16 protein-coding genes and 1 pseudogene are annotated in these 19,323 nt (G+C 30.2%); 9 read left to right on the forward strand and 8 right to left on the reverse strand.

Going from position 1 to position 19,323, the window contains the following annotated elements; all coding sequences use genetic code 11:
* Nucleotides 1-525: 525 nt before the first annotated feature.
* From Q9306_RS09345 to Q9306_RS09360, 5 genes and pseudogenes are all read left to right on the forward strand, one after another.
* Nucleotides 526-1,131, forward strand: coding sequence for a recombinase family protein (locus tag Q9306_RS09345; protein WP_306197567.1), 606 nt, complete (start codon nt 526-528; stop codon nt 1,129-1,131).
* 10 nt (nt 1,132-1,141) lie between these two features.
* Nucleotides 1,142-2,107: a tyrosine-type recombinase/integrase gene (locus Q9306_RS09350; protein WP_306197569.1), complete on the forward strand. Its 966-nt coding sequence runs from the start codon at nt 1,142-1,144 to the stop codon at nt 2,105-2,107.
* Nucleotides 2,108-2,305: 198 nt separating this feature from the next.
* Nucleotides 2,306-2,437, forward strand: coding sequence for an RAxF-45 family protein (locus Q9306_RS24580; RefSeq protein WP_371932367.1), 132 nt, complete (start codon nt 2,306-2,308; stop codon nt 2,435-2,437).
* A 217-nt stretch (nt 2,438-2,654) separates the two neighbouring features.
* Nucleotides 2,655-4,535, forward strand: coding sequence for a ribosomal protection-like ABC-F family protein (gene abc-f, locus Q9306_RS09355; protein WP_306197571.1), 1,881 nt, complete (start codon nt 2,655-2,657; stop codon nt 4,533-4,535).
* Nucleotides 4,536-4,629: 94 nt separating this feature from the next.
* Nucleotides 4,630-4,794, forward strand: a pseudogene (locus tag Q9306_RS09360) (GNAT family N-acetyltransferase); the annotation flags it as partial.
* Nucleotides 4,795-5,021: 227 nt separating this feature from the next.
* On the opposite strand, the gene Q9306_RS09365 reads toward Q9306_RS09360, so the two are convergent.
* From Q9306_RS09365 to Q9306_RS09385, 5 genes are all read right to left on the reverse strand, one after another.
* Nucleotides 5,022-6,215, reverse strand: coding sequence for an MFS transporter (locus Q9306_RS09365; protein WP_306197572.1), 1,194 nt, complete (start codon nt 6,213-6,215; stop codon nt 5,022-5,024).
* Nucleotides 6,216-6,219: 4 nt separating this feature from the next.
* A complete protein-coding gene (locus Q9306_RS09370; RefSeq protein ID WP_306197573.1) occupies nt 6,220-7,926 on the reverse strand; it encodes a gluzincin family metallopeptidase in 1,707 nt (568 codons plus the stop codon).
* An 11-nt stretch (nt 7,927-7,937) separates the two neighbouring features.
* On the reverse strand, nt 7,938-9,233 hold the full coding sequence (locus tag Q9306_RS09375; protein WP_306197575.1) for a hypothetical protein: 1,296 nt from the start codon (nt 9,231-9,233) through the stop codon (nt 7,938-7,940).
* A 104-nt stretch (nt 9,234-9,337) separates the two neighbouring features.
* Nucleotides 9,338-10,708 carry a periplasmic substrate-binding domain-containing protein gene (locus Q9306_RS09380; RefSeq protein WP_306197577.1) on the reverse strand — a complete coding sequence of 457 codons (1,371 nt, stop codon included), beginning with the start codon at nt 10,706-10,708 and terminating at the stop codon, nt 9,338-9,340.
* A 3-nt stretch (nt 10,709-10,711) separates the two neighbouring features.
* Entirely contained in the window at nt 10,712-11,638 is a 927-nt protein-coding gene (locus tag Q9306_RS09385; protein WP_306197578.1) for a ThiF family adenylyltransferase, read from the reverse strand.
* Nucleotides 11,639-13,034: 1,396 nt separating this feature from the next.
* On the opposite strand from Q9306_RS09385, the gene Q9306_RS09390 reads away from it, so the two are divergent.
* Both Q9306_RS09390 and Q9306_RS09395 read left to right on the forward strand, forming a co-directional pair.
* Nucleotides 13,035-13,838 (forward strand): cupin-like domain-containing protein, encoded by an 804-nt coding sequence (locus Q9306_RS09390; protein WP_306197579.1) that lies wholly within the window; start codon nt 13,035-13,037, stop codon nt 13,836-13,838.
* Between the two features lie 494 nt (nt 13,839-14,332).
* Nucleotides 14,333-15,121, forward strand: coding sequence for a GNAT family N-acetyltransferase (locus tag Q9306_RS09395; protein ID WP_306197582.1), 789 nt, complete (start codon nt 14,333-14,335; stop codon nt 15,119-15,121).
* 235 nt (nt 15,122-15,356) lie between these two features.
* Here Q9306_RS09395 and Q9306_RS09400 read toward each other — a convergent pair whose 3' ends face one another.
* The 3 genes from Q9306_RS09400 to Q9306_RS09410 form a co-directional block, all read right to left on the reverse strand.
* Nucleotides 15,357-16,385: a DUF4179 domain-containing protein gene (locus Q9306_RS09400; protein ID WP_306197584.1), complete on the reverse strand. Its 1,029-nt coding sequence runs from the start codon at nt 16,383-16,385 to the stop codon at nt 15,357-15,359.
* Nucleotides 16,378-16,911 carry a sigma-70 family RNA polymerase sigma factor gene (locus Q9306_RS09405; RefSeq protein WP_306197587.1) on the reverse strand — a complete coding sequence of 178 codons (534 nt, stop codon included), beginning with the start codon at nt 16,909-16,911 and terminating at the stop codon, nt 16,378-16,380. The genes Q9306_RS09400 and Q9306_RS09405 overlap by 8 nt, the downstream gene beginning before the upstream one ends.
* Before the next feature lie 80 nt (nt 16,912-16,991).
* Nucleotides 16,992-17,564, reverse strand: coding sequence for a recombinase family protein (locus Q9306_RS09410; RefSeq protein ID WP_306197590.1), 573 nt, complete (start codon nt 17,562-17,564; stop codon nt 16,992-16,994).
* Between the two features lie 406 nt (nt 17,565-17,970).
* Here Q9306_RS09410 and Q9306_RS09415 point away from each other — a divergent pair, with 406 nt between their 5' ends.
* Together Q9306_RS09415 and Q9306_RS09420 are read left to right on the forward strand one after the other, a co-directional pair.
* The gene (locus Q9306_RS09415; protein WP_306197593.1) at nt 17,971-18,285 is read left to right on the forward strand and encodes a PadR family transcriptional regulator; all 315 of its coding nucleotides are present in this window, start codon (nt 17,971-17,973) and stop codon (nt 18,283-18,285) included.
* Nucleotides 18,282-18,998 (forward strand): DUF2812 domain-containing protein, encoded by a 717-nt coding sequence (locus Q9306_RS09420; RefSeq protein ID WP_016113421.1) that lies wholly within the window; start codon nt 18,282-18,284, stop codon nt 18,996-18,998. The genes Q9306_RS09415 and Q9306_RS09420 overlap by 4 nt, the downstream gene beginning before the upstream one ends.
* Nucleotides 18,999-19,323: the final 325 nt, after the last annotated feature.

The following is a 19,323-nucleotide window of genomic DNA, read 5'->3' on the forward strand; positions in this document are numbered from 1 at the left end:
AGAGGGTAATGGAAGAGCTTGCAAGCCTTTTTTTTATGCACTCATGCTATGTGCGAATTCTTCGCAATACTCTGTACTTTTATTTTGCATTAAACATCTATAACACGTAAAAAATAAGTAATTGCCTGATATTGATAATAATTTGTGAATACAGGGATATTATCCAATTTATCTCTTTCGGGATGAAAATATATCTTTTTCATGATATCACCTCAATCTTTTATTTAATGCTATTGTCTCACCTTTATTTTTACTTTAATAGGAAATACAAAAATCTTTTCTAATTCTTTTTCGCACAGTAACCTAAGTTGGGATTATACCTCATAATTACATTTACAAAGTACGTTGCAAAAATTTAAATTGTATCAAAAGGTACACCTTTTTTAGTACAATAAACTCTATTGAATTTTGCACTTCAAAAGGTTTTAAAATACAGTTTTGAAGTACTAAATAATTAATTATACCTTTTGAAGTATTTTTGTTATAATTTTGGTAGAACCAATTTCGAAGGGATGTCTATTTATTTTGAATACAAGAAAATTCGGATATATAAGAGTCAGTAGCAAAGATCAAAACGAAGATCGTCAGATTGAAGCAATGAAAAAACTCATCACTGACGAAAGAGATATTTTTGTCGATAAACAGAGCGGAAGAGATTTTAACCGAGAACAATACCAACTTCTAAAACGCATGTTAAGAAAAGATGATATTTTATATATTCATTCCCTAGATCGTTTCGGCAGAAATAAAGAAGCTATCCTAGAGGAGTGGAAAGATATTACCCAAAATATTCAAGCCCATATTGTTGTATTAGATATGCCACTATTAGATACAATTCAATATAAAGATAGTTTGGGAAACCTTATTACTGATTTAGTACTCCAAATCTTGTCCTGGCTTGCTGAAGAAGAACGAACAAAAATAAAGACTCGTCAACGTGAGGGGATTGAAGCTGCAAAGAAAAAAGGTAAGCATTTAGGTAGACCGAAAACTGAAATCACTCAAGAATTTATCGATGTATATAACGATTGGAAACAAGGAAAGATCACTGCGCTATACGCTATGAAGAAATGCAATATGACAAGTCCTACATTTTACAGGGTTGTCAAAAGGTATGAGGATAAGGAGTGAAAAATATAGCATGACTACAAAAGAGACTCGAACTACAATAGAAGGCTTCTCTTCCTATTTATCAAGCAAAGGAAGAAAGCCTTCAACAATTAAAAGGTATATCTACGATGTGGAAAGTTTCATTCAATGGCTATATTTATCAAAAAGAGATAATAAAGACAATATTTGGGTTTCATTACAGAAAAAAGATTTTGAATCCTTTTTCAATTTTTTAAAAGAAGATCGGCAATACTCTGATAAAACTATACACCGTATATATATTGTTCTAAATAGGTTGTACGAATACTTAGATTTACCAAGTCCAATGGAGAGCATTATAAACATAGATCCACCAAATAGAGCATTGCGTAGAGAAGATTTCATTTCCCTTCGAGAAGAGAAAAATCTAAAGCAAGTAGTTGCTTCATTAAAAGGACTCACAGAAAAACAACAATCAACACGCCCAATGATCTTAGAGCGGAATATTTCTATCATTACATTACTCTTGGATTATGGATTATCTTTAAAAGAGCTTGTTTCTTTACGAATGATACACGTTCATTTCGAAAATAATACCTTATCCATTCCTGAAGAATCAAAAGTAAATAGAACCATTCATTTGAAGGAAAGAGATAAATTACACTTATACAATTACTATCAAACTATCCCTGAACCTGTACGTCCTAAGTATCACAGTAATGATCCACTATTCGTTGCTTTCGACATTACTCGTGGGACATACCACTGGAGCTATGACGATGACGCACCGAAATTTTTAACTGAAATCTCAATACAAAAAATGATTCGTTTAGAAATAAAACGTGCTAATCTCCGAAAGGGAATTTCAGCTCAGCATTTTCGAAACACCTTTATTTTAAGGAGTATCCAAGGTGATACTACATCTGAAGAAATCATGCAACAAATCGGATTTAAATCTCAATTCTCCCTAAAAAGATATTATGATTACTATAAGAAAAACGAACTGGATACAGATTGAAAACCAGGATTTAATGTGTAATTTTTACATACCTAATACTTTTTAATTATTTTATGGAGGAAAAGAGGGGAATTTGGTCGGGATATCCTTCTTTTGATGGTTCATAAACTACAGTAGCGGTTAATGTTTTTATGTAATTTTTAGAAAATTCGTGATAAAATATAGTTAATATCAAAAGAGTGTTAAGGAGGTGAAGAGATGCATTGTTCTGTTATTTTGCGCGAGAAATGGATTGATTGTATATATATTTGCCGCGCAAATTTTTACGGTGCATTTGAAAAAGGGCGAAGTCTGTCCTTTTCTAACAAATGCATACTAAATACAGAATGATAAGAAGTCTCTTCGCCAAGCCAAAATAGATTGGCAAGATGGTTCCCATTTGGGTTCCTTTCTTGTTCTAACTTTTTTGTCCGTAGAAAAGAACGTTTCTTCTTTTCTACGTTTTTTTGTATTTACTAAAATACATTCAAGGGAAACTTTGACTTTGAATCTAAGTCATATGAATTTATAAAATGTAATATTTTAATGGGATAAAGGGGTGTTCAATATGATTATGAGTAGATTGCAACAAATAAGTAAGATGTTTGGAGGGAATTCAATTTTTGAGAATCTTTCACTTGAAATACATGATGGAGAACGTGTTGGCTTAGTTGGCCACAATGGCGGGGGAAAAACCACTATTATGAAAATCATAGCAGGTACCGAAACAGTGGATAGTGGAATTGTTACATGGAAGAAAGGAATAAAAATCGGTTATTTATCGCAAATCCCTGTCTTTTCTGATCAGACTTTAAGTAAAGATGTGTTGATGTCTGCTTTTTCAGAAGTTCTTGCTATTTCAAAGAAAATGATGTTACTTGAAGCAAGCATGGCTGATGAAAAAGGAGAAAAAGACTTAAATCACCTTTTAGAGGAGTATGGTTCGCTGCAAGAATCTTTTGTTATGCTAGATGGCTATGAGATTGATGCAAAAGTTTCTAAGGTGGCAAATGGTTTGGGGGTAACTAAATTATTAGATACTCCGTTTTCATCCTTAAGTGGTGGAGAGAAAACGAAAATATGCCTCGGGATGATATTATTGGAAAAACCCGACCTGCTACTGTTAGACGAACCAACAAACCACTTGGATATTTCAGCTGTTGAATGGTTAGAACAGTTTTTAAAGGATTATAAAGGATCAGTTGTTATTGTCTCCCATGACCGTTACTTTCTGGATGAAGTGGTAACTAAAATTATTGATTTAGAAAATGGAGAAGTAAATGTTTATCACCAAAATTATTCAGGATTTGTTATTGAAAAAGAAAAGCTACTGATGGAGGAATTTCAGGCTTATAAAGAGCAACAAAAGAAAATAAAAAAAATGAAAGAGGCCATAAAGCGGTTGAGAGAGTGGGCAAATCAGTCATATCCCCCCAGCGAAGCTTTATTTAAAAGAGCGAAAAACATGGAAAGAGCTTTGGAACGAATAGAGAAACTAAAGCGACCGGTATTAGAGAGAAAAAAAATGGGGCTACAATTTGATTCTGCAGATAGAAGCGGAAAAGATGTGATTATTATAAAAAATGCTAGTAAATCCTTTGGAGGAAATACTCTTTTTCAAAATGCAAATGTACATATTCAATACAAAGAACGGATAGCGATTGTTGGAAATAATGGTACTGGAAAATCCACCTTGTTGAAGATGATACAAGGAGAGGTAAAAGGCGATGAAGGAGAAATTCGGGTTGGAAGCAATGTTAAAATTGGCTATCTTTCGCAGCAGTTATATATGAATAATTTAAATGAATCGGTAATTGAAGCTTTTCGTGCGGAAGTGAAAGTAACAGAAGGAGAAGCGCGGAATATCTTAGCAGGATTTTTGTTTTACGGTCCCTCTGTATTCCACAAAGTAGGTCAATTAAGCGGAGGAGAGAGAATGAGGCTTCGTTTGGCACAACTGATGCATCAGGATATAAACCTATTGATATTGGATGAGCCGACAAACCATCTTGATATTGATTCTCGGGAAGTGCTTGAGGAAGCAATCAAAGATTTTCAAGGGACGATTTTAGTGGTGTCCCATGATCGCTATTTATTAAATAAACTGTTTGAAAAAACATATTGGATTGAGAATGGAGCCATTTATCACTTTGCCGGAAATTACAGTTGGGCACGAAAAAAGCTTCAAGAGTTATCTTCTAAAAAAGAAGAAACTGAAAAAACAAAAAAAACTGTTGAAAAAACCAAAATCCAGATAAATAAAGAAGGGGAAAAATTGGAGCAATTCGAAGTGGAATTGGAGGAAGTTGAAAATTCTCTACAGGAAAATAATCAGAGAATGGAAATAGAAACAGATTTACTAAAACTACAAACTCTTTTTGAACAAAGGCTGATATTGGAACAACAACGAAATGATTTATATCGGGATCTGGAAGAATTTATTGGATAGTAAAAAAGAATAATTATTTTGGTTCTTTTAGCAGGCCACCAGATACCGGCAAAACTACATTAAACTTAAGGATTTAGACTAAAAGCACATTACTATGAGTCATGGACTGCTAGAAGCATCAAAAAGAGGGTACAAATTTCTTTATCTTACTTCAGATTTTAAAGACTATTATTAAAAATATGGATGGGAAAAGATTGGGGTTGCTTATGGACCTAGTGGGGGATACATACCTTTGTTTAAAAAGTCAACGAATCTATAATTAAAGCGACTTTTGTTCAACAAAAAGGTACTTTAGTTGAACAAGATTAAACAACTTTAAAGAGCCTTACTACAATAAAATGTAGCAAGGCTCTTATATTTTTATATCAAAGCTAAATAACTTTATTATCACTTTACATAAAAAGCATAGCAGGCTCATGTGATAAATTTCTTATTCATTGTTAAGATAAAAACTATCATCCATTATATCTATTTAGCTTTCTCTAATTATGCTACGGTTTTATGGCCCTTTTCGTTTTCACTTTGTTTAGAGTATATGGTAAACAATATTAATGATACAAATAAAGTACTTACACCTGTAATAATAATAATATTTACCATTGAGAAGTACTCACTTAATGCACCAAATGCTAATGATAAAACCACCATTACAAATGAACAAATTACATTTGATAACGATACAAGAGAAGCACGTATATTAGACGGGATTGAATGATGTAAGACTGCGTTAAATGTTGTATCCCAAATTTCAAATAAAACATTTATTATTATAAATAACGATAAGATAATAAACATATTTGGTATCGACATAGCTAAAAACGATACTAAACTTATAATCAAACTCCAAAAAATTAAATTTTTCTCAGAAAATTTGTTTACAAAATAATATGAGTATGTCGATGCTACTGCACTAAATAAGGACAATACAGTAAATATAATTGCTATAGTAGACACACTAAATCCAACTTCAACAAATAAAACTTGACCAAACATATATATTACTGACAATGTTCCTTGTAATAATGCAATAGTGATTATTAAGTTTTTGAAACTATTTTTACTTTTTAAAAAGTTATTCACTTCCGATATAATATTCGATTTTGTTTCTTTTGTGCCTTCTGCAGATAGAATTTTTCTTTCTTTAACTGAAAACAATACTATCAAAGCTAATAATTGACCTAATATTCCTGCAATAAAAACAAACTTCCATGAAATATTTTGTAAAAAACCACCTGCAAAAGAACTTAAAGCCAAAGCTATAATAGCAATTGCATTATACTTACCAATAATTCGTTGATAATAAGTTGATTGATCCTTATCCAAATTATTGTAGATTAATGTTTGATCCGCACCCGAAATCATTGCTAATCCAATACCATAGCATACAAACCCTAAAGCTAGAAAATATAAATTAGAAGGATTCAACATAGTAAAGAGATATACAATTATCAGAGTATGTCCCAAAGTAATTGCCTTTTTATTACCAAACTTATCTGCGATTATCCCCGATGGGACTTCAAATAAAAACATTGCACAGTTCAACATAGCCTGCAATATACTAATATGTAACAAGGATACTCCTGATGAATTTAAGTAAATCATCCAAATAGATCTTTCAAAAAATAAGCTACCCCAGAAAATATAAACAAACATTCTATTAGTACTATTATTGTTTTTCATGTCATCAACCCTCTAATTGTGTTAATAGTTTATTAAGTATCTTGATTATTGACTTTACATGGGAATCGGAATTTATATTAATACCAATATCCTTTAAGATTTCCATGTCATTTTTACTACAGCCGTTAGAAAATAGATTAATGTATTTATACTTAAATTCGTCATTCTCATATATTTTCTCGACAATATATTCTGATATACCTACAGCAACTACATAATCTAAATTATAGAAATTTTTATACAAATGAGGAATTCTTACCCAATTAAATTTATTTAATTCAATATTTTCAAAATGCTCACTGTCATAATATTTCGATATTGTATCTACATAAATATTAGAGATTAATTCTGCAGTTAACCTTTCTTTTAAAGAGGCTAATGATAATGCTTTTTCAAATTCAACTAATTGGAATGTCTGAAAGAAATTCTCTCTAATTTTATCGACATACTTATGCAAAATGGACAATTTAATTTCAGAATCACTATATTTATCCAAAAGGTGTCTACTAAGTAATCCTTCATTAACCATAGATGAAATTTCAGTAATTAAGATAGATTGCTCTGAATATATAAAAGATTGATTTTTAGAAGAAATGTAGGATGCAATTGCCCCACCTATTTCATGTATTAATGTGTATAAACTATCTATGTTAGATTGCCAGTTTATAAGAATATAAGGGTGCGCATCGTATACATTTAGAGAATACCCACCTGTTCTTTTTCCACTATAAGGAGACCAGTCAATCCAATTTTCATCAAAAACTTTTTTTACCAGATCAAGGTAATCTTGACCTAACGGTGAAAGTGCTTCAAAGATAATATGTTTCGCTTCAGCAATATCAATTTTTTCATTAAATTCACCTATCAATGGATACATATCATAATAGCTAATTTTATCTACTTGCATATTTTTCTTTTTTAGTTCAATAATCTTGTGAAACAAATTCAAATTTTCGTTAATTGCATTAGAATAACAATTAAAGTTTTGATATCCAACTTTATCTTTTAAATGGTAATCAAAGCTATTAACTTCTCCATTCTCTCTTGCTTTTATATTTTGAATTTTATTATGAGCATTTAATAAAAAAGCAGAGAAGTCTTTCTTTTTTTCTAACTCTTCTAATACTGCCATGTATGTACCTTTTCTTATATCTAATTCCTGAGATTCTAATAGTGTTAAATGGTTTTCATTCCTCACAACAATTTCCTTACCATTGTGATTAAACCTTGTTATTTCATTATCAGCATATAGTAGTTCTTTATACATCATCTCTATAGAAAGTGCACTTTCCATTTCTACAACATTGGTTTTATTTTCAAAATCCTCTAACGTATGCAGATACTTTTTTAATTTCCCATCTACTTTAGAACGACTATAAATTAATTCCTTATTGTTTTCCAACCATTCATGAAACTTATGTAAATAATTATCATAATAACTATATAAATCCTCTGCAGCGAACATTATTTTATTCGAATGATCATTATTTATATTAGTATCATACTTTAGTAAAGCATAATTATATATTTTATTTAATCTTCTATATCCCTCTTCAATATCCTCAAGTACTTTATATAATAATGTTAAATCATTTTGTTCAATAATTTGTTCAAATTTAATTTCTTCGATATTATCTTGGAAACTTTGGAGTTCTTGCTTCCATTCTTCTTCGTTAATATAAATATCTTTTAAGTTCCACGTTAAACTCATCTATTTCACCATCATTTCTTTATATAATGTTTCATCTTGATGAACTTTATTTCTTCATACAACCACTTTATATCATTCTCATTAAACACCCCTGTTACAAAACCCTTAAAGTGCTCTTCATTATACTTAGGTATTTTATTAGCTAATCCACAATACAATTTATATTGCCAAAAAGTTATTTTGGATAAGACTCTTTCCTCAGCTAATAAAACATCCCTATGAGGTATATCTATATCTCCAAATCCTTCAAAGTATTTTTCAATGAAAATATAGTCTTCTTCTTTGTTTAATTCATATTCCTGAATTTCTTCAAACCCCATGTTTAAGAAAAAAGGAATATACTCGGCTAAAGCAGAACAAACGTACATAGGTACCTTACCATTTAATTTTTCAACTTCACCAAAAAAATAAGTTGATAATCCGGCTCCTCGAATTAAAGGGTGTAAAATAATCCTACTCAAGATTTTTACCTGTGAGTTTATTTCTATAAATTCTTCATCCTCTTGATCATTAGAATATGGGCTTTTAAGAATAATAACGCCCATTAAATCTCCATTGAACTCTAGTTTATAGTAAACAGTATTATATAATTGATTTGTTTCTTCTGATGAATGGGGGAAATAATGATATTTTTCTAATTCAAGATAATCTTCATATGTACCCCCTGAAACTTTTATAGATTCTAAAAAAGGATTGCTTTTATCATAATCTTTTTTTAAAATTTTTATTTCTTTATCCAAATTCAATGAAATTTTATTGTCCGGTCTTAGATATTCTTCTAAGTCGTCGTGAGCACTAGCTAGAATAGCTGAAATACCTAATTTTCTTAATAACTTTTGTGTATTAAAACTTACAATTTTAGCTGTAGGTCTATCTAAATAACTACAAAATTCATCAATAAATATTTTCTTATACCCCTTAGATAACATATAGGCTAAATCAAAACGGAATTGCTGTCCTGTTGATAAGTTATTGTAATTTGTTATATATAAATATGGCTCAGACAATCCCACCATATTCAAATAGTAGAGTGTATCTTTAAAGTTTTTATTTAGTATATCTATAATAGGAACATTTTTTTCAAAATCTTTTTTCACTTGGACATAACCTTTATGAAGACATATTTCTTTTGATAAAGTAGTCTTACCGCTACCCGAACATCCTGTAATATAAGTTATTCCATCTAAATTTTCTTCAAAATTAAAATTATTATATATATGTCTAACTTTCGGATTAATCCCAAATACTCTGATTACTTCACGATATTTATCAGAAAAATCATACTCACTATCAATTAAAACTTTCATGATTTACTCCTTTTATAAGCGTATTTTAATAATTCTGTTTTTTATATTATCAGAAAGAAGGTTTGATCTTTTTTATTTAGGACACTTTATCTTGTATTTTTGAGCTATTCAATTTCTAAAAATTTATATAAATCATTATTATCTATATAGAATCCAGAAAGTTCTTTAGATTGAAAGTAGATATGTTTACCAAAATATAAAGGAATAATTGTAGAATGATTCTCTAAATATAAGTCAATCAGTACTTTCTTTTCCACTGTACATTCCTCTAAATAATCATTGAGTAATTTAATGTAACCATCTCTTACTTTTTCATCCTTAAATTTATCTAAATAGTTTAATAATAAATCTATTTCTGAGTTAATTAATGGGGAAACTAATTTTAAACATATATCGAATTGTTTCCTATTATATGATTTAATAAAATTTTTTAATGACATTGGATGAGATTTAACTGGAATGTGGTTTTTGTCTAAAAAACCAATTATTTCACTAACTATTAGATCATTAGGATAATAATCAGCGTACAATACATTTAAATCACAATTCACTAAATTACTGATATTAGTATTCTCATACTCACCATTATTGTGTTTGTATCTTTTCTTCTGATACTTAAGATTATTAGTAAATAAATAATTATCAGAAATATTTAAACCTTTATTTAATATTTCATTATTATGTAATTTATCATAAACATAACTTGCTAGTTGCTTTTTATATGGAAGCAAAGCCTCACTTATTTCTAACATAAATAATATGTTAGAATTTTTCATGTAAAAATCTTGATCACCCTCAAAATTACCAATCATTTCAAATGGAAAATAAGTAGAACAACTCATATTTAGTTTATTACTCTTGTAATTATCAATTCCGTCTGATAGTTTGTCTAAATATATAAAATTCAATTCTTTTGTTTTTACTTTTCTTTCACGGAAAAAGAAAGGGTTATTTTTCACCCTGATAATGCTGTTACATATAGTATCAAGATGAAACCTACCATTTGATACATTATTTACAGGTTTTCTGTCAATAAAATATATTGGACTAAATTGTATTGTTGAAAAGAGTTTTTTATAGTCATAGCTATATTTTGTTTCAATATATATTGAATTTCGAGAAAGATGTATTCCCACATTTTCTATAGGATCCCCGTCATATAAGTATTCTTCAACTCCCACAATAAAATCTAGGTATGAAGAAAACATTGTTCTTTCTTTCAATATATATATTAGTGTTTTATACATATCTTCAGCATTTAATGGTAATCCATTAGACCAATATGATTCTAAAAATTCTAGAGTTATAACGTTATTCTTATAATTTTCCTTAACATAAAAACTTTTATATTCTCCATCTTTCTCAAAAAAAATGGGCTCGTACATGCTACTTAGTATAGATTTACTCGAGAAATCATGTGCATTAAAAGTATATAAATCATGTGGCTTATCATCTATTTGAATAAAAGTACTCATGTATCAATTCTCCATAAACTCTATAGTATAATCTCTGAAGTTCAATGACTTTCTCCTATAAAGATTCTCTTGTTTATCATTGATCCAAAATTCTAAAATATCATTTGAAATTAAAGCACCAATAGTCATGTTTGTAGACGAGATAGATCCCATTACTGGTTCCCTATGCTCTGTATCTAAAAGAATAGTATTAATGAAATTACCTTTAAAGATTGGTCCCCAATAACCAGTTTCAATTCCAACAGCACCTTGGATAAAAGGTATACTTCTGGCTTTACAATATTCATAAACGATATCATTGATACATTTAGGTGTATCGGCACAATTAACAAAGAAGTCCGCATCATAATCATTACAAGCACTCTGTAAATCTTCAACTTTATTAACTCGAATATTAATTGTATTAATTTCTATATCTTTATCAAATCTACTAATAATTTCTTTTATAATGGATCCCTTATTACATCCAATATGATTAGCATCAAAAAAGAGTTGACGGTTAAGATTGCTTTCTTCCACATTATCAAACTCTATTATCAAAAAGTGCTTAACTCCAAAAGAAATCAAATTTTTGAGTACTACAGTACCTATTCCACCACAGCCTAGAATAATCACCTTTTTCTGACATATATTTTTTTGAATATTTACAGGGTCACTTCCAAAATTTGGTTGTTTGTTTTCGAAAAAATGTATATTTTTCACAAGTTTCGCATCTATATTTTCTATATTATATGGCTTAACTACTAAAGAGTTATCTATTAAAAAGTCTCTTAATTCAGTTGATAGTTCTTCAATTTCCCATTCTCTCTTACTTAATAAATTAAAAAAACATAAATCAGGATCTTCAATTTCAAAAAGGTTAGTTCCAAAGTAAATACTACAATAAGGTGTTTGATGTTTTATTACGACAGCTTCTTTAAAACGTAACATTATTATCTATTCCTCCAAATCAAAAGACTTGGAGCATTAAGGATTACTCCAAACCTCCAAGTCTTTGTGATAATTAAAAATTTATTATGAACGGTGTGTCATTTCACGTGTAGTTTTGCGTGTTACCTTCATTCTTTTCATCTCCTCTCAAATCCTTAGCTTGAATTTTATGTAATGGTTTTATCATAGATTTGAACCACTTATTATGAACGATGTGTCATTTCACGTGTAGTTTTGCGTGTTACTTTCATTGTTTTCATCTCCTCTCAGATCTTTGGCTTGAAATTACATCCAATTCTTTAACCAATTATTATGAACGGTGTGTCATTTCACGTGTAGTTTTGCGTGTTACTTTCATTGTTTTCATCTCCTCTCAGATCTTTGGCTTGAAATTACATCCAATTCTTTAACCAATTATTATGAACGGTGTGTCATTTCACGTGTAGTTTTGCGTGTCACTTTCATTGTTTTCATCTCCTCTCAAATTTTTGGTTTGAAATCGATTTATATCAATAAATCAATCCAATAAATCAATCTAATCTGTGAATAAATCCATCAATACGCTTATTATTTAGAAAAATTATCTTCACCTTCTTTTATTATTATTTTGAAAAAAAAGGAATAGAAACCTCTTAATGGTATAGAAGGTTATTTTTTCCTTAGTGCCTTTGTAGAATATCACGGAATTATCTGAATTTCAACAACATTTAATCATTTTTTATAAATATTTGCAGATTTTTTAAAAACTTACGAATCTTTCGTTATTATTTTGAGATTATAAGTTATATATTTTAAAATTTATTCTATATAAAATTAATACGAAATTCTTAAAATCAAATAATGTATTAGTGCTATTTTATTATTCACTTCATAAATACTTTTTTGAAATTAAAATCCATTTCATTCCAATATTTAAAATTAATTGGTTCTTTTATATTCGATTTCATACCCAGAATTAAATAAAATACATAAATTCTAATCAATCTATTAAAAATTTAACATTTAATTCATTTTTTAAAAAATATTGACTTTTCTAAAGATTGTTTATATAGTTTTCTTAATATTCCATATAGTTAATGATCTAATTACCTGAAAATAGAACATTAAAGTTTTGTTAAATATTATACTGAAAATTAATTATTAGTATGGATATTAAAATCTTAACGACTGGGAGACATAATTAAAGAGGGGTGAAATATTTGCACTTACTTCATAGTGAAATACCTATTGATGGTGTTCATTTTCTTTCTTTATATACAAGATAAAAAAGCAAGTAAACACACGTTCTATTACAAAATATATATACTATAGTTTCTTAGCTTAAAATATTTTCTGACACAAGAGCAAAAACTAAGCATTATAACATTACAAATTATTTAAACTGGGGTGAAATATTTTGAATAAATTATTAGTAGCCGATCAAACTAATAAAATTGATAAAGTAGATAGCATTACTGACAAAGAGTTTTTAGCGAATTACGCACTTAAGAGCAAGCCGGTATTATTAACTGGAATAATTGATACTTGGAAAGCAACGAAAGAATGGTCATTTGACTATTTTAAAGAAAAATATGGAGATACTATTATAACTATCCATACATGCAGACCTCCAACTAATACAGAATTGTACGAAACTAGTTTAGGTGAATATATAGATTATATAAAAAAAGGTGATTTTGAGGATAATCCATGGTATTGTGATTGGACATTCACGGAAAATACACCTGAAATTAGTGAAGAATATCAAGCTATAACAGCATTCGGCGATAATTGGATTGATAATATACCAAAAGGAATATTAAATGAACCTAAATGGATTTACATAGGACCAAAGGGTTCTGGTACTTCTCTACATATTGACTTTTGTATGACAAGTGCTTGGAATGCAGTTATAGTAGGACAAAAAAAATGGGCATTCTTCTCTCCAGATCAAGCCCCTTACTTATATGATGGAGAAGTAGATGTATTTAATCCAGACTTCGAAAAATTCCCATTGTTTAAAAAAGCTCAGCCTATAATTGTTACACAAAAAGCAGGGGAAGTTATGTATACACCATCAGGATGGTGGCATCAAGTTTTAAATGAAGAGAGTGGGATTTCAATAACAGAAAATTATATCAATTCCACGAATGCAGATGTGTCTTTATGGCCTTATTTAAAATCTGTTATCAAAAAGAATGGTTGGAACGTCCAAGATTAAATAGTCGAAAGATTGAATCTCAAATATCAAAATACTTATAAGATGTAATAAGGCATGTGAGATGGTACTGGTACAAACTGTTTTTGAAGATAGAGAGAGTTGAATAGATTCCTAATGGATGCAATAGTTTGATATGCATATATAAATTCAGAATATACATATAGAAACTATCCTAAAGAAATAATCCAAATCTTTTAGAAAACCACAGTTTGATTTTAATTATCATTAATAGGAATTATATGAAAAAGCTAGTCTAAATCTAGCTTTTTCCTTTTTATTTATAGGTATCCTATTTTCTTTATTTGTATTGTTTTGAATGTATACTTTTCTAATTGATTTTGAGGGTAATTGGAAATTCGCACTAAAATCAATGATTAGGGCGGAATAAATGTAAACTAATAGTCCGAAATTTATACTTACTTTTTATTAAGATGTTCAAATGTATAATAAATTATAAAAGATATTGAGGAAAAATAGAGAAGAGGGAATACTGTATGACTAATTTAAAAAATGTTCTTGAGCTTGATTTTGCATATTTTGAAACCTTTACTAGCCAAATAGAGAAATCATGGGGTTCTATATTTTGTAATGAAGGTAACCCATATTATTATGATGCAAATCATGCACATGTAAGTGTAGTAAGTTTGAACCCAAAAATGATAGTAGATGAAGTAGTTCATTTCTACAAAACTAAAAATATAGTACCTAGATTTTATATATACAACTTAGATATGCAAGAAAAACTGATCTCTGAATTACAAATAAGGAATTTTGGATTTGAAGAATTAATACTTCCAATTCAATTATGGAATAAGGAATTAATTAAAAAAGATAAAAATAAAAAAGTTACTATTGAAAAGGTATCTGAATTAAATTTTGAAGAAACTTTAGATATTCAATGTAATATAAAGGAGCTTGGAGGAGGCGAAGTTAGAAAAAAGGCTTTTCAAGAGGAATTTCAACATCCAGCATTTACTCACTATCTGCTTAGATACAATGGAGTAGCATGTTCCATTGCTTGTATTTTTGAACATGAGAAACAGGCCCGAATGGAAAGTGTAGCTACAATTGAAAAGTTTAGAGGTAAAGGGTTAATAGGTGAACTTATTCATTTTATTCAATGTGAAGTAATGAATAGGGGGCTAGATAATCTTTGGGTGATTCCAATAAATGAAAAAGTAGAAAAAGTGTATGAGAAGTATGGATTTGAAACAGTAGAAAAAATTAAGACAGGACATGCATTTTTAGAAGGAAAAAGTATTAAAGAAATTCACGAGGGATAGAAAAAATCAACTCATTTTGTTTTTAAGAAATATTTAGTTAACAAGTGTATTAGGGGTACCGTCAGGAAAATGCGGATTTACAACGTTAAGGAAATTTAATGTGAAAAAGCCGGATTCCAATAGCTATGGAATCCGGCTTTCATGACGGCTTTTAATAAAACCCGTTATTCAACTATCGCGTGTTCGTTAGCTTAAGGTACTTCCGCGATATGAGTAAACAAAGCAAACGAGGTCATTATTTACTTTTATTTAAAGGAACGACTAATTCTAATTCCTTTATTTCTTCACTAAATCCTTCACTATTTGTTCGACTTGGCTTGAGTGTAAATGATTTTGGTATGGTATCCATTGGAGGCAAAGTCAGTACCATATGATGACCATAGTTCCCAACAGCCATGCCTTCCTGTAGTTTTAGTTTATCATATACATGACCATTATCATCGACTACAGAGAAATTAAACCATGGCCAACTATCGTTTTTATCCATTTCGGCAGGGTAATCAATCGTTAGGTCTATTCTTGTTGATAAAGGTGATAATGTTACTTTGTCGGCTGTTAGTGTATACACTTCATCAACCGTTTGAGTTGTAACTTCTGGATAAAACTCAAATACATCACCTTTTATTTTTTCAAGTGGGAAAGCCACCTTCAACTTACCTTCATAGCCAAATAAATCTTCTCCATGGACCGCAATTTCAATTTTATCGCCATATTCATTATAATTAGAAAAGGTAAATTGATGATGTTCAATTATTGTTTTCGAGTTTATGTCATCTTGCCCTGTTGAACTAATCGCTGGTTTAACTTCTTGTTGTCCATTAATTGTTATATAGCTAAAGCCGACCTTTTCTTCTTTCATCGAAAGTTCTTTTTGACCTGTGTAAACAACTGTTACGATTAACCGGTTTCCATCATAAGCTGCTTCTTTTACAGTCATTGTTAAGCCGTTTTTACTATCTTGTTTATCAATTACTGTCGTAAGTTGATCATGTTCAATTTTATCTGAGGCAATGTCTCTAAAATCTTTATAAATTGGACCAATTAGGGGAATATTTGATAAGGCTTCCGCCATGCCTGTTGAAACAAATCCAGAACCAAGCAAAGATAGACATAACCCACATGCAACCAAGATTGACCGTTTTGTGGTTCTTCCGGCTTTTCTTTTTTTCTTGGCTTGAAAGATAGCCGCCTTCTCCCTTGCCATTACCTTTTCAATTGGTACATTTATGTTGTCGATAGATCGATTGAATTTGTCTTTATTCATAAAGATAGCCCTCCTTTAAAATGGGTCTTAGTTCTTTTTTCGCCCGATTTAAGTGTGATTTCACGGTTCCTTCCGGGTAATTCATGATGGTGGCAATTTCTTTAATGGACAAATCGTGATAATACCTCAACAAAATAATGGTCTTAACAGTAGGATTTAAGAATTTAAAGGCCTCTGATAAATCCATCGAATGCATGATAAAATCAACATTTTCAGAAGCGATTAATTCAGTAAAGATTTCCTCATTATCTGTAGTAAAATGGCGGGACTCTTTCCGAATAAAATCAATCGATTTAAAAACTAGAATTTTTGTAATCCAACTCGAAAAACGTTCAGGCTTTTTTAATGTCTTTATTGAAATATAGGCTGTATAAATTGTTTCTTGATAAACATCTAGAGCATCTTGTTCATTTCTAACATATGCATAGGCTGTTCGATACAGCTTTTGTCGAACAGAAGCAATCAGTTGTTCAAATGCTTCATCATCACCCTTTTTTGCTTTTTTCACTAATTTTGCTAGATCCATTTTGGTTCTCCTCTCCGTTACACAATAAAGTCGAATGAGGAAGTAAATCGGTTGCAAAATAATTAAATGTATTAAAATTGTTATCCATTATCTTTTTCCATTTCCTTTAGCCTACGATAAAATGCCGCCTGACTGATTCCTGTAATTGCACATATCTCCTTTACAGTTTTATTGGTAGTTTTACGTAATTCAATGGCATGATTCATACCTTGATGCTTATATGTATATTTTTTAACTCTTCCTCGATATTTCCCCTTTTGCTTGGCCAATTTAATTCCTGAACGTTGCTTCTCTTTAATCATTTCTCGATCTAGTTCACTAAAGGCTGCCATTACCGTTAAAAAGAATTTACCAGTTGGTGTTCTGGTATCTATTCCTAAGTTTAAAATAACAAAGTGTATATCTCTTTCTCTAAGTTGTTCAACTAACTGCAGTAACTGAATAGTGTTTCGACCAAGACGATTCATTCGTGTCACAACTAATGTATCATTAGGAGCTACCTTGGAAAGAAGTTCATCTAAAAGTGGCTTTTGTTTAGAAACGCCACTTATTTTCTCCTCCACAAGTTCATCTACTCCGTATTTTGTAAGTTGATCAATCTGGCTATCTAGATTTTGATCTTGTGTACTTACTCGAGCATATCCATAAATCATTTTTATCCCTCTTTTAATCTATAATTTTGATAAGTGTTATTGAGAGTCTATTAAGCTAATTGTAAATTTAGGAGATAAATTGCACTTGTTTTAAGTGCTATTTTGCACGAGTTTTGGAACAGATAATGCTATTCTTTTAACAATATAAATATAGAGAATGTGAAGTAATGCACTTAAAGTAACGGATCAGTATAGTTATAGAAGGATGATGGACAAGAACATCATTTGTTTTTCGATTTGGCGAAGAGACCATTTTGCAAGGATTTTTTTGATTATAAAGGATAAATATTATCCATTGATGTATCAAATTATGATATAACTCTAGATATATATATCATATCATGATATATTGTTTTTAGATATATCGTTTTGCGATACATATTAAAGAGATATAGAAGGTGATGGGTTGAAAAAAACTGAGCTAACGGATTCAGTGTTTTATATTATGGCTGCTTTAACTAAACCAGGGCATGGTTACGCAATTATGAGCTTAATTGAAGAAACAACAAATGGGGCAATTACTATAGGTCCTGCTTCAATGTACACGATTATAAAAAAGTTATTAAAACAAGAATGGATTTATTTGCATGATGGTTCGGATTCAAGGCGTAAAACATATCTGCTTACTGACAAGGGCAGAGAAGTATTAGAAGAAGATGTGAAGATAAGGAAAATGATGATTCAATTAGCAGAAACGGGATTGAAGGAGGTTAAAGAATGAGAAAAACAAAGTATATTACGTCAGGCGGGTTAGCTTTTTCTGAGGAAAAGGACATGGAAAAATTACGCCGATTTTCTTTGAAGGGTTGGCATGTCAGTGATTTTAAGTTTATGGGGTATACGCTTGAAAAAGGAGAATGCTCAGATTATATCTACAGTGTAGATTATCGTTCATTAAAAGAGGGGGAAGCAGAGGAATACTTGGACTTTTTTTCATTCTCTGGCTGGTCGCATATTGCCTCAGAAGGAGATATTCATTTATTTCGAGCACAACCTAATACAAAACCAATTTATAGTGACCGTGGCACATCCGTAGAAAAGTATGGGAATTTAGCCCGTTCTATGAATTATTTTGCCATTCCGTTCGTTTTAATAACAGTACTTGCATGGGTTGGAGCAATGATAAGCTCTGGAACATTACAATCCATATTGTTGGCAATCGCAGTTATTTTCACTGTCATTGCACTTCCAACAGCTTGGACTGTAATCGCAACATATAATAACAAATGGAAGGTACAAGAAAAAAAAGGCTTAGTTAATCTTTTGAAAACTATACGAGCCCTTCTCTTCTTAATTGCTGTTTTTATATTGTTATACGCCGCTGGCAGTGCAGTTAACATGTTAGCGTCTATGATTATTGGAGCAATCGCACTTCCAACTGCTATTTGGCTTATCATGTCTCTTTGTCATAAAATGAGGGGGAAGAAAGCTTAGTATAGGATTCGAATAATAAAGTTTTAGACATTGTTATTGAGCTAAAAGGTGCGTTAGTGGAATAAAGAGTATTAAAATAATCGTACTTAGTTATAAAAAAGCTATCATGGAATTGATAGCTTTTTTATGTTTACCTATAGTGCAAAATAGCACTTAAAACAAGTGCAATTTATCTCCTAAATTTACAGTCAAAGGGATTCGTGAATTAGAATTACCTAAGCATATGAAGGAAGAGAAAGAGTTACTATTGGAAGCATCAGAAGAAGATCTAGAATCGCTAATCAACGATTTGAAATTGTAAAGAGAAGTTTATATGGAGAAAAAG

Source organism: Bacillus multifaciens, assembly GCF_030756675.1.
Taxonomy (GTDB): Bacteria; Bacillota; Bacilli; order Bacillales; family Bacillaceae_G; genus Bacillus_A; species Bacillus_A multifaciens.

What these genes read in the sequence shown, in the direction of transcription:
- Q9306_RS09350 (WP_306197569.1), top strand. Translation starts at nt 1,142, where the DNA reads ATGACTACAAAAGAGACTCGAACTACAATAGAAGGCTTCTCTTCCTAT.
- Q9306_RS24580 (WP_371932367.1), top strand. Translation starts at nt 2,306, where the DNA reads ATGCATTGTTCTGTTATTTTGCGCGAGAAATGGATTGATTGTATATAT.
- abc-f (WP_306197571.1), top strand. Translation starts at nt 2,655, where the DNA reads ATGATTATGAGTAGATTGCAACAAATAAGTAAGATGTTTGGAGGGAAT.
- Q9306_RS09365 (WP_306197572.1), bottom strand. Translation starts at nt 6,215, where the DNA reads ATGAAAAACAATAATAGTACTAATAGAATGTTTGTTTATATTTTCTGG.
- Q9306_RS09370 (WP_306197573.1), bottom strand. Translation starts at nt 7,926, where the DNA reads ATGAGTTTAACGTGGAACTTAAAAGATATTTATATTAACGAAGAAGAA.
- Q9306_RS09375 (WP_306197575.1), bottom strand. Translation starts at nt 9,233, where the DNA reads ATGAAAGTTTTAATTGATAGTGAGTATGATTTTTCTGATAAATATCGT.
- Q9306_RS09380 (WP_306197577.1), bottom strand. Translation starts at nt 10,708, where the DNA reads ATGAGTACTTTTATTCAAATAGATGATAAGCCACATGATTTATATACT.
- Q9306_RS09385 (WP_306197578.1), bottom strand. Translation starts at nt 11,638, where the DNA reads ATGTTACGTTTTAAAGAAGCTGTCGTAATAAAACATCAAACACCTTAT.
- Q9306_RS09395 (WP_306197582.1), top strand. Translation starts at nt 14,333, where the DNA reads ATGACTAATTTAAAAAATGTTCTTGAGCTTGATTTTGCATATTTTGAA.
- Q9306_RS09400 (WP_306197584.1), bottom strand. Translation starts at nt 16,385, where the DNA reads ATGAATAAAGACAAATTCAATCGATCTATCGACAACATAAATGTACCA.
- Q9306_RS09405 (WP_306197587.1), bottom strand. Translation starts at nt 16,911, where the DNA reads ATGGATCTAGCAAAATTAGTGAAAAAAGCAAAAAAGGGTGATGATGAA.
- Q9306_RS09410 (WP_306197590.1), bottom strand. Translation starts at nt 17,564, where the DNA reads ATGATTTATGGATATGCTCGAGTAAGTACACAAGATCAAAATCTAGAT.
- Q9306_RS09420 (WP_016113421.1), top strand. Translation starts at nt 18,282, where the DNA reads ATGAGAAAAACAAAGTATATTACGTCAGGCGGGTTAGCTTTTTCTGAG.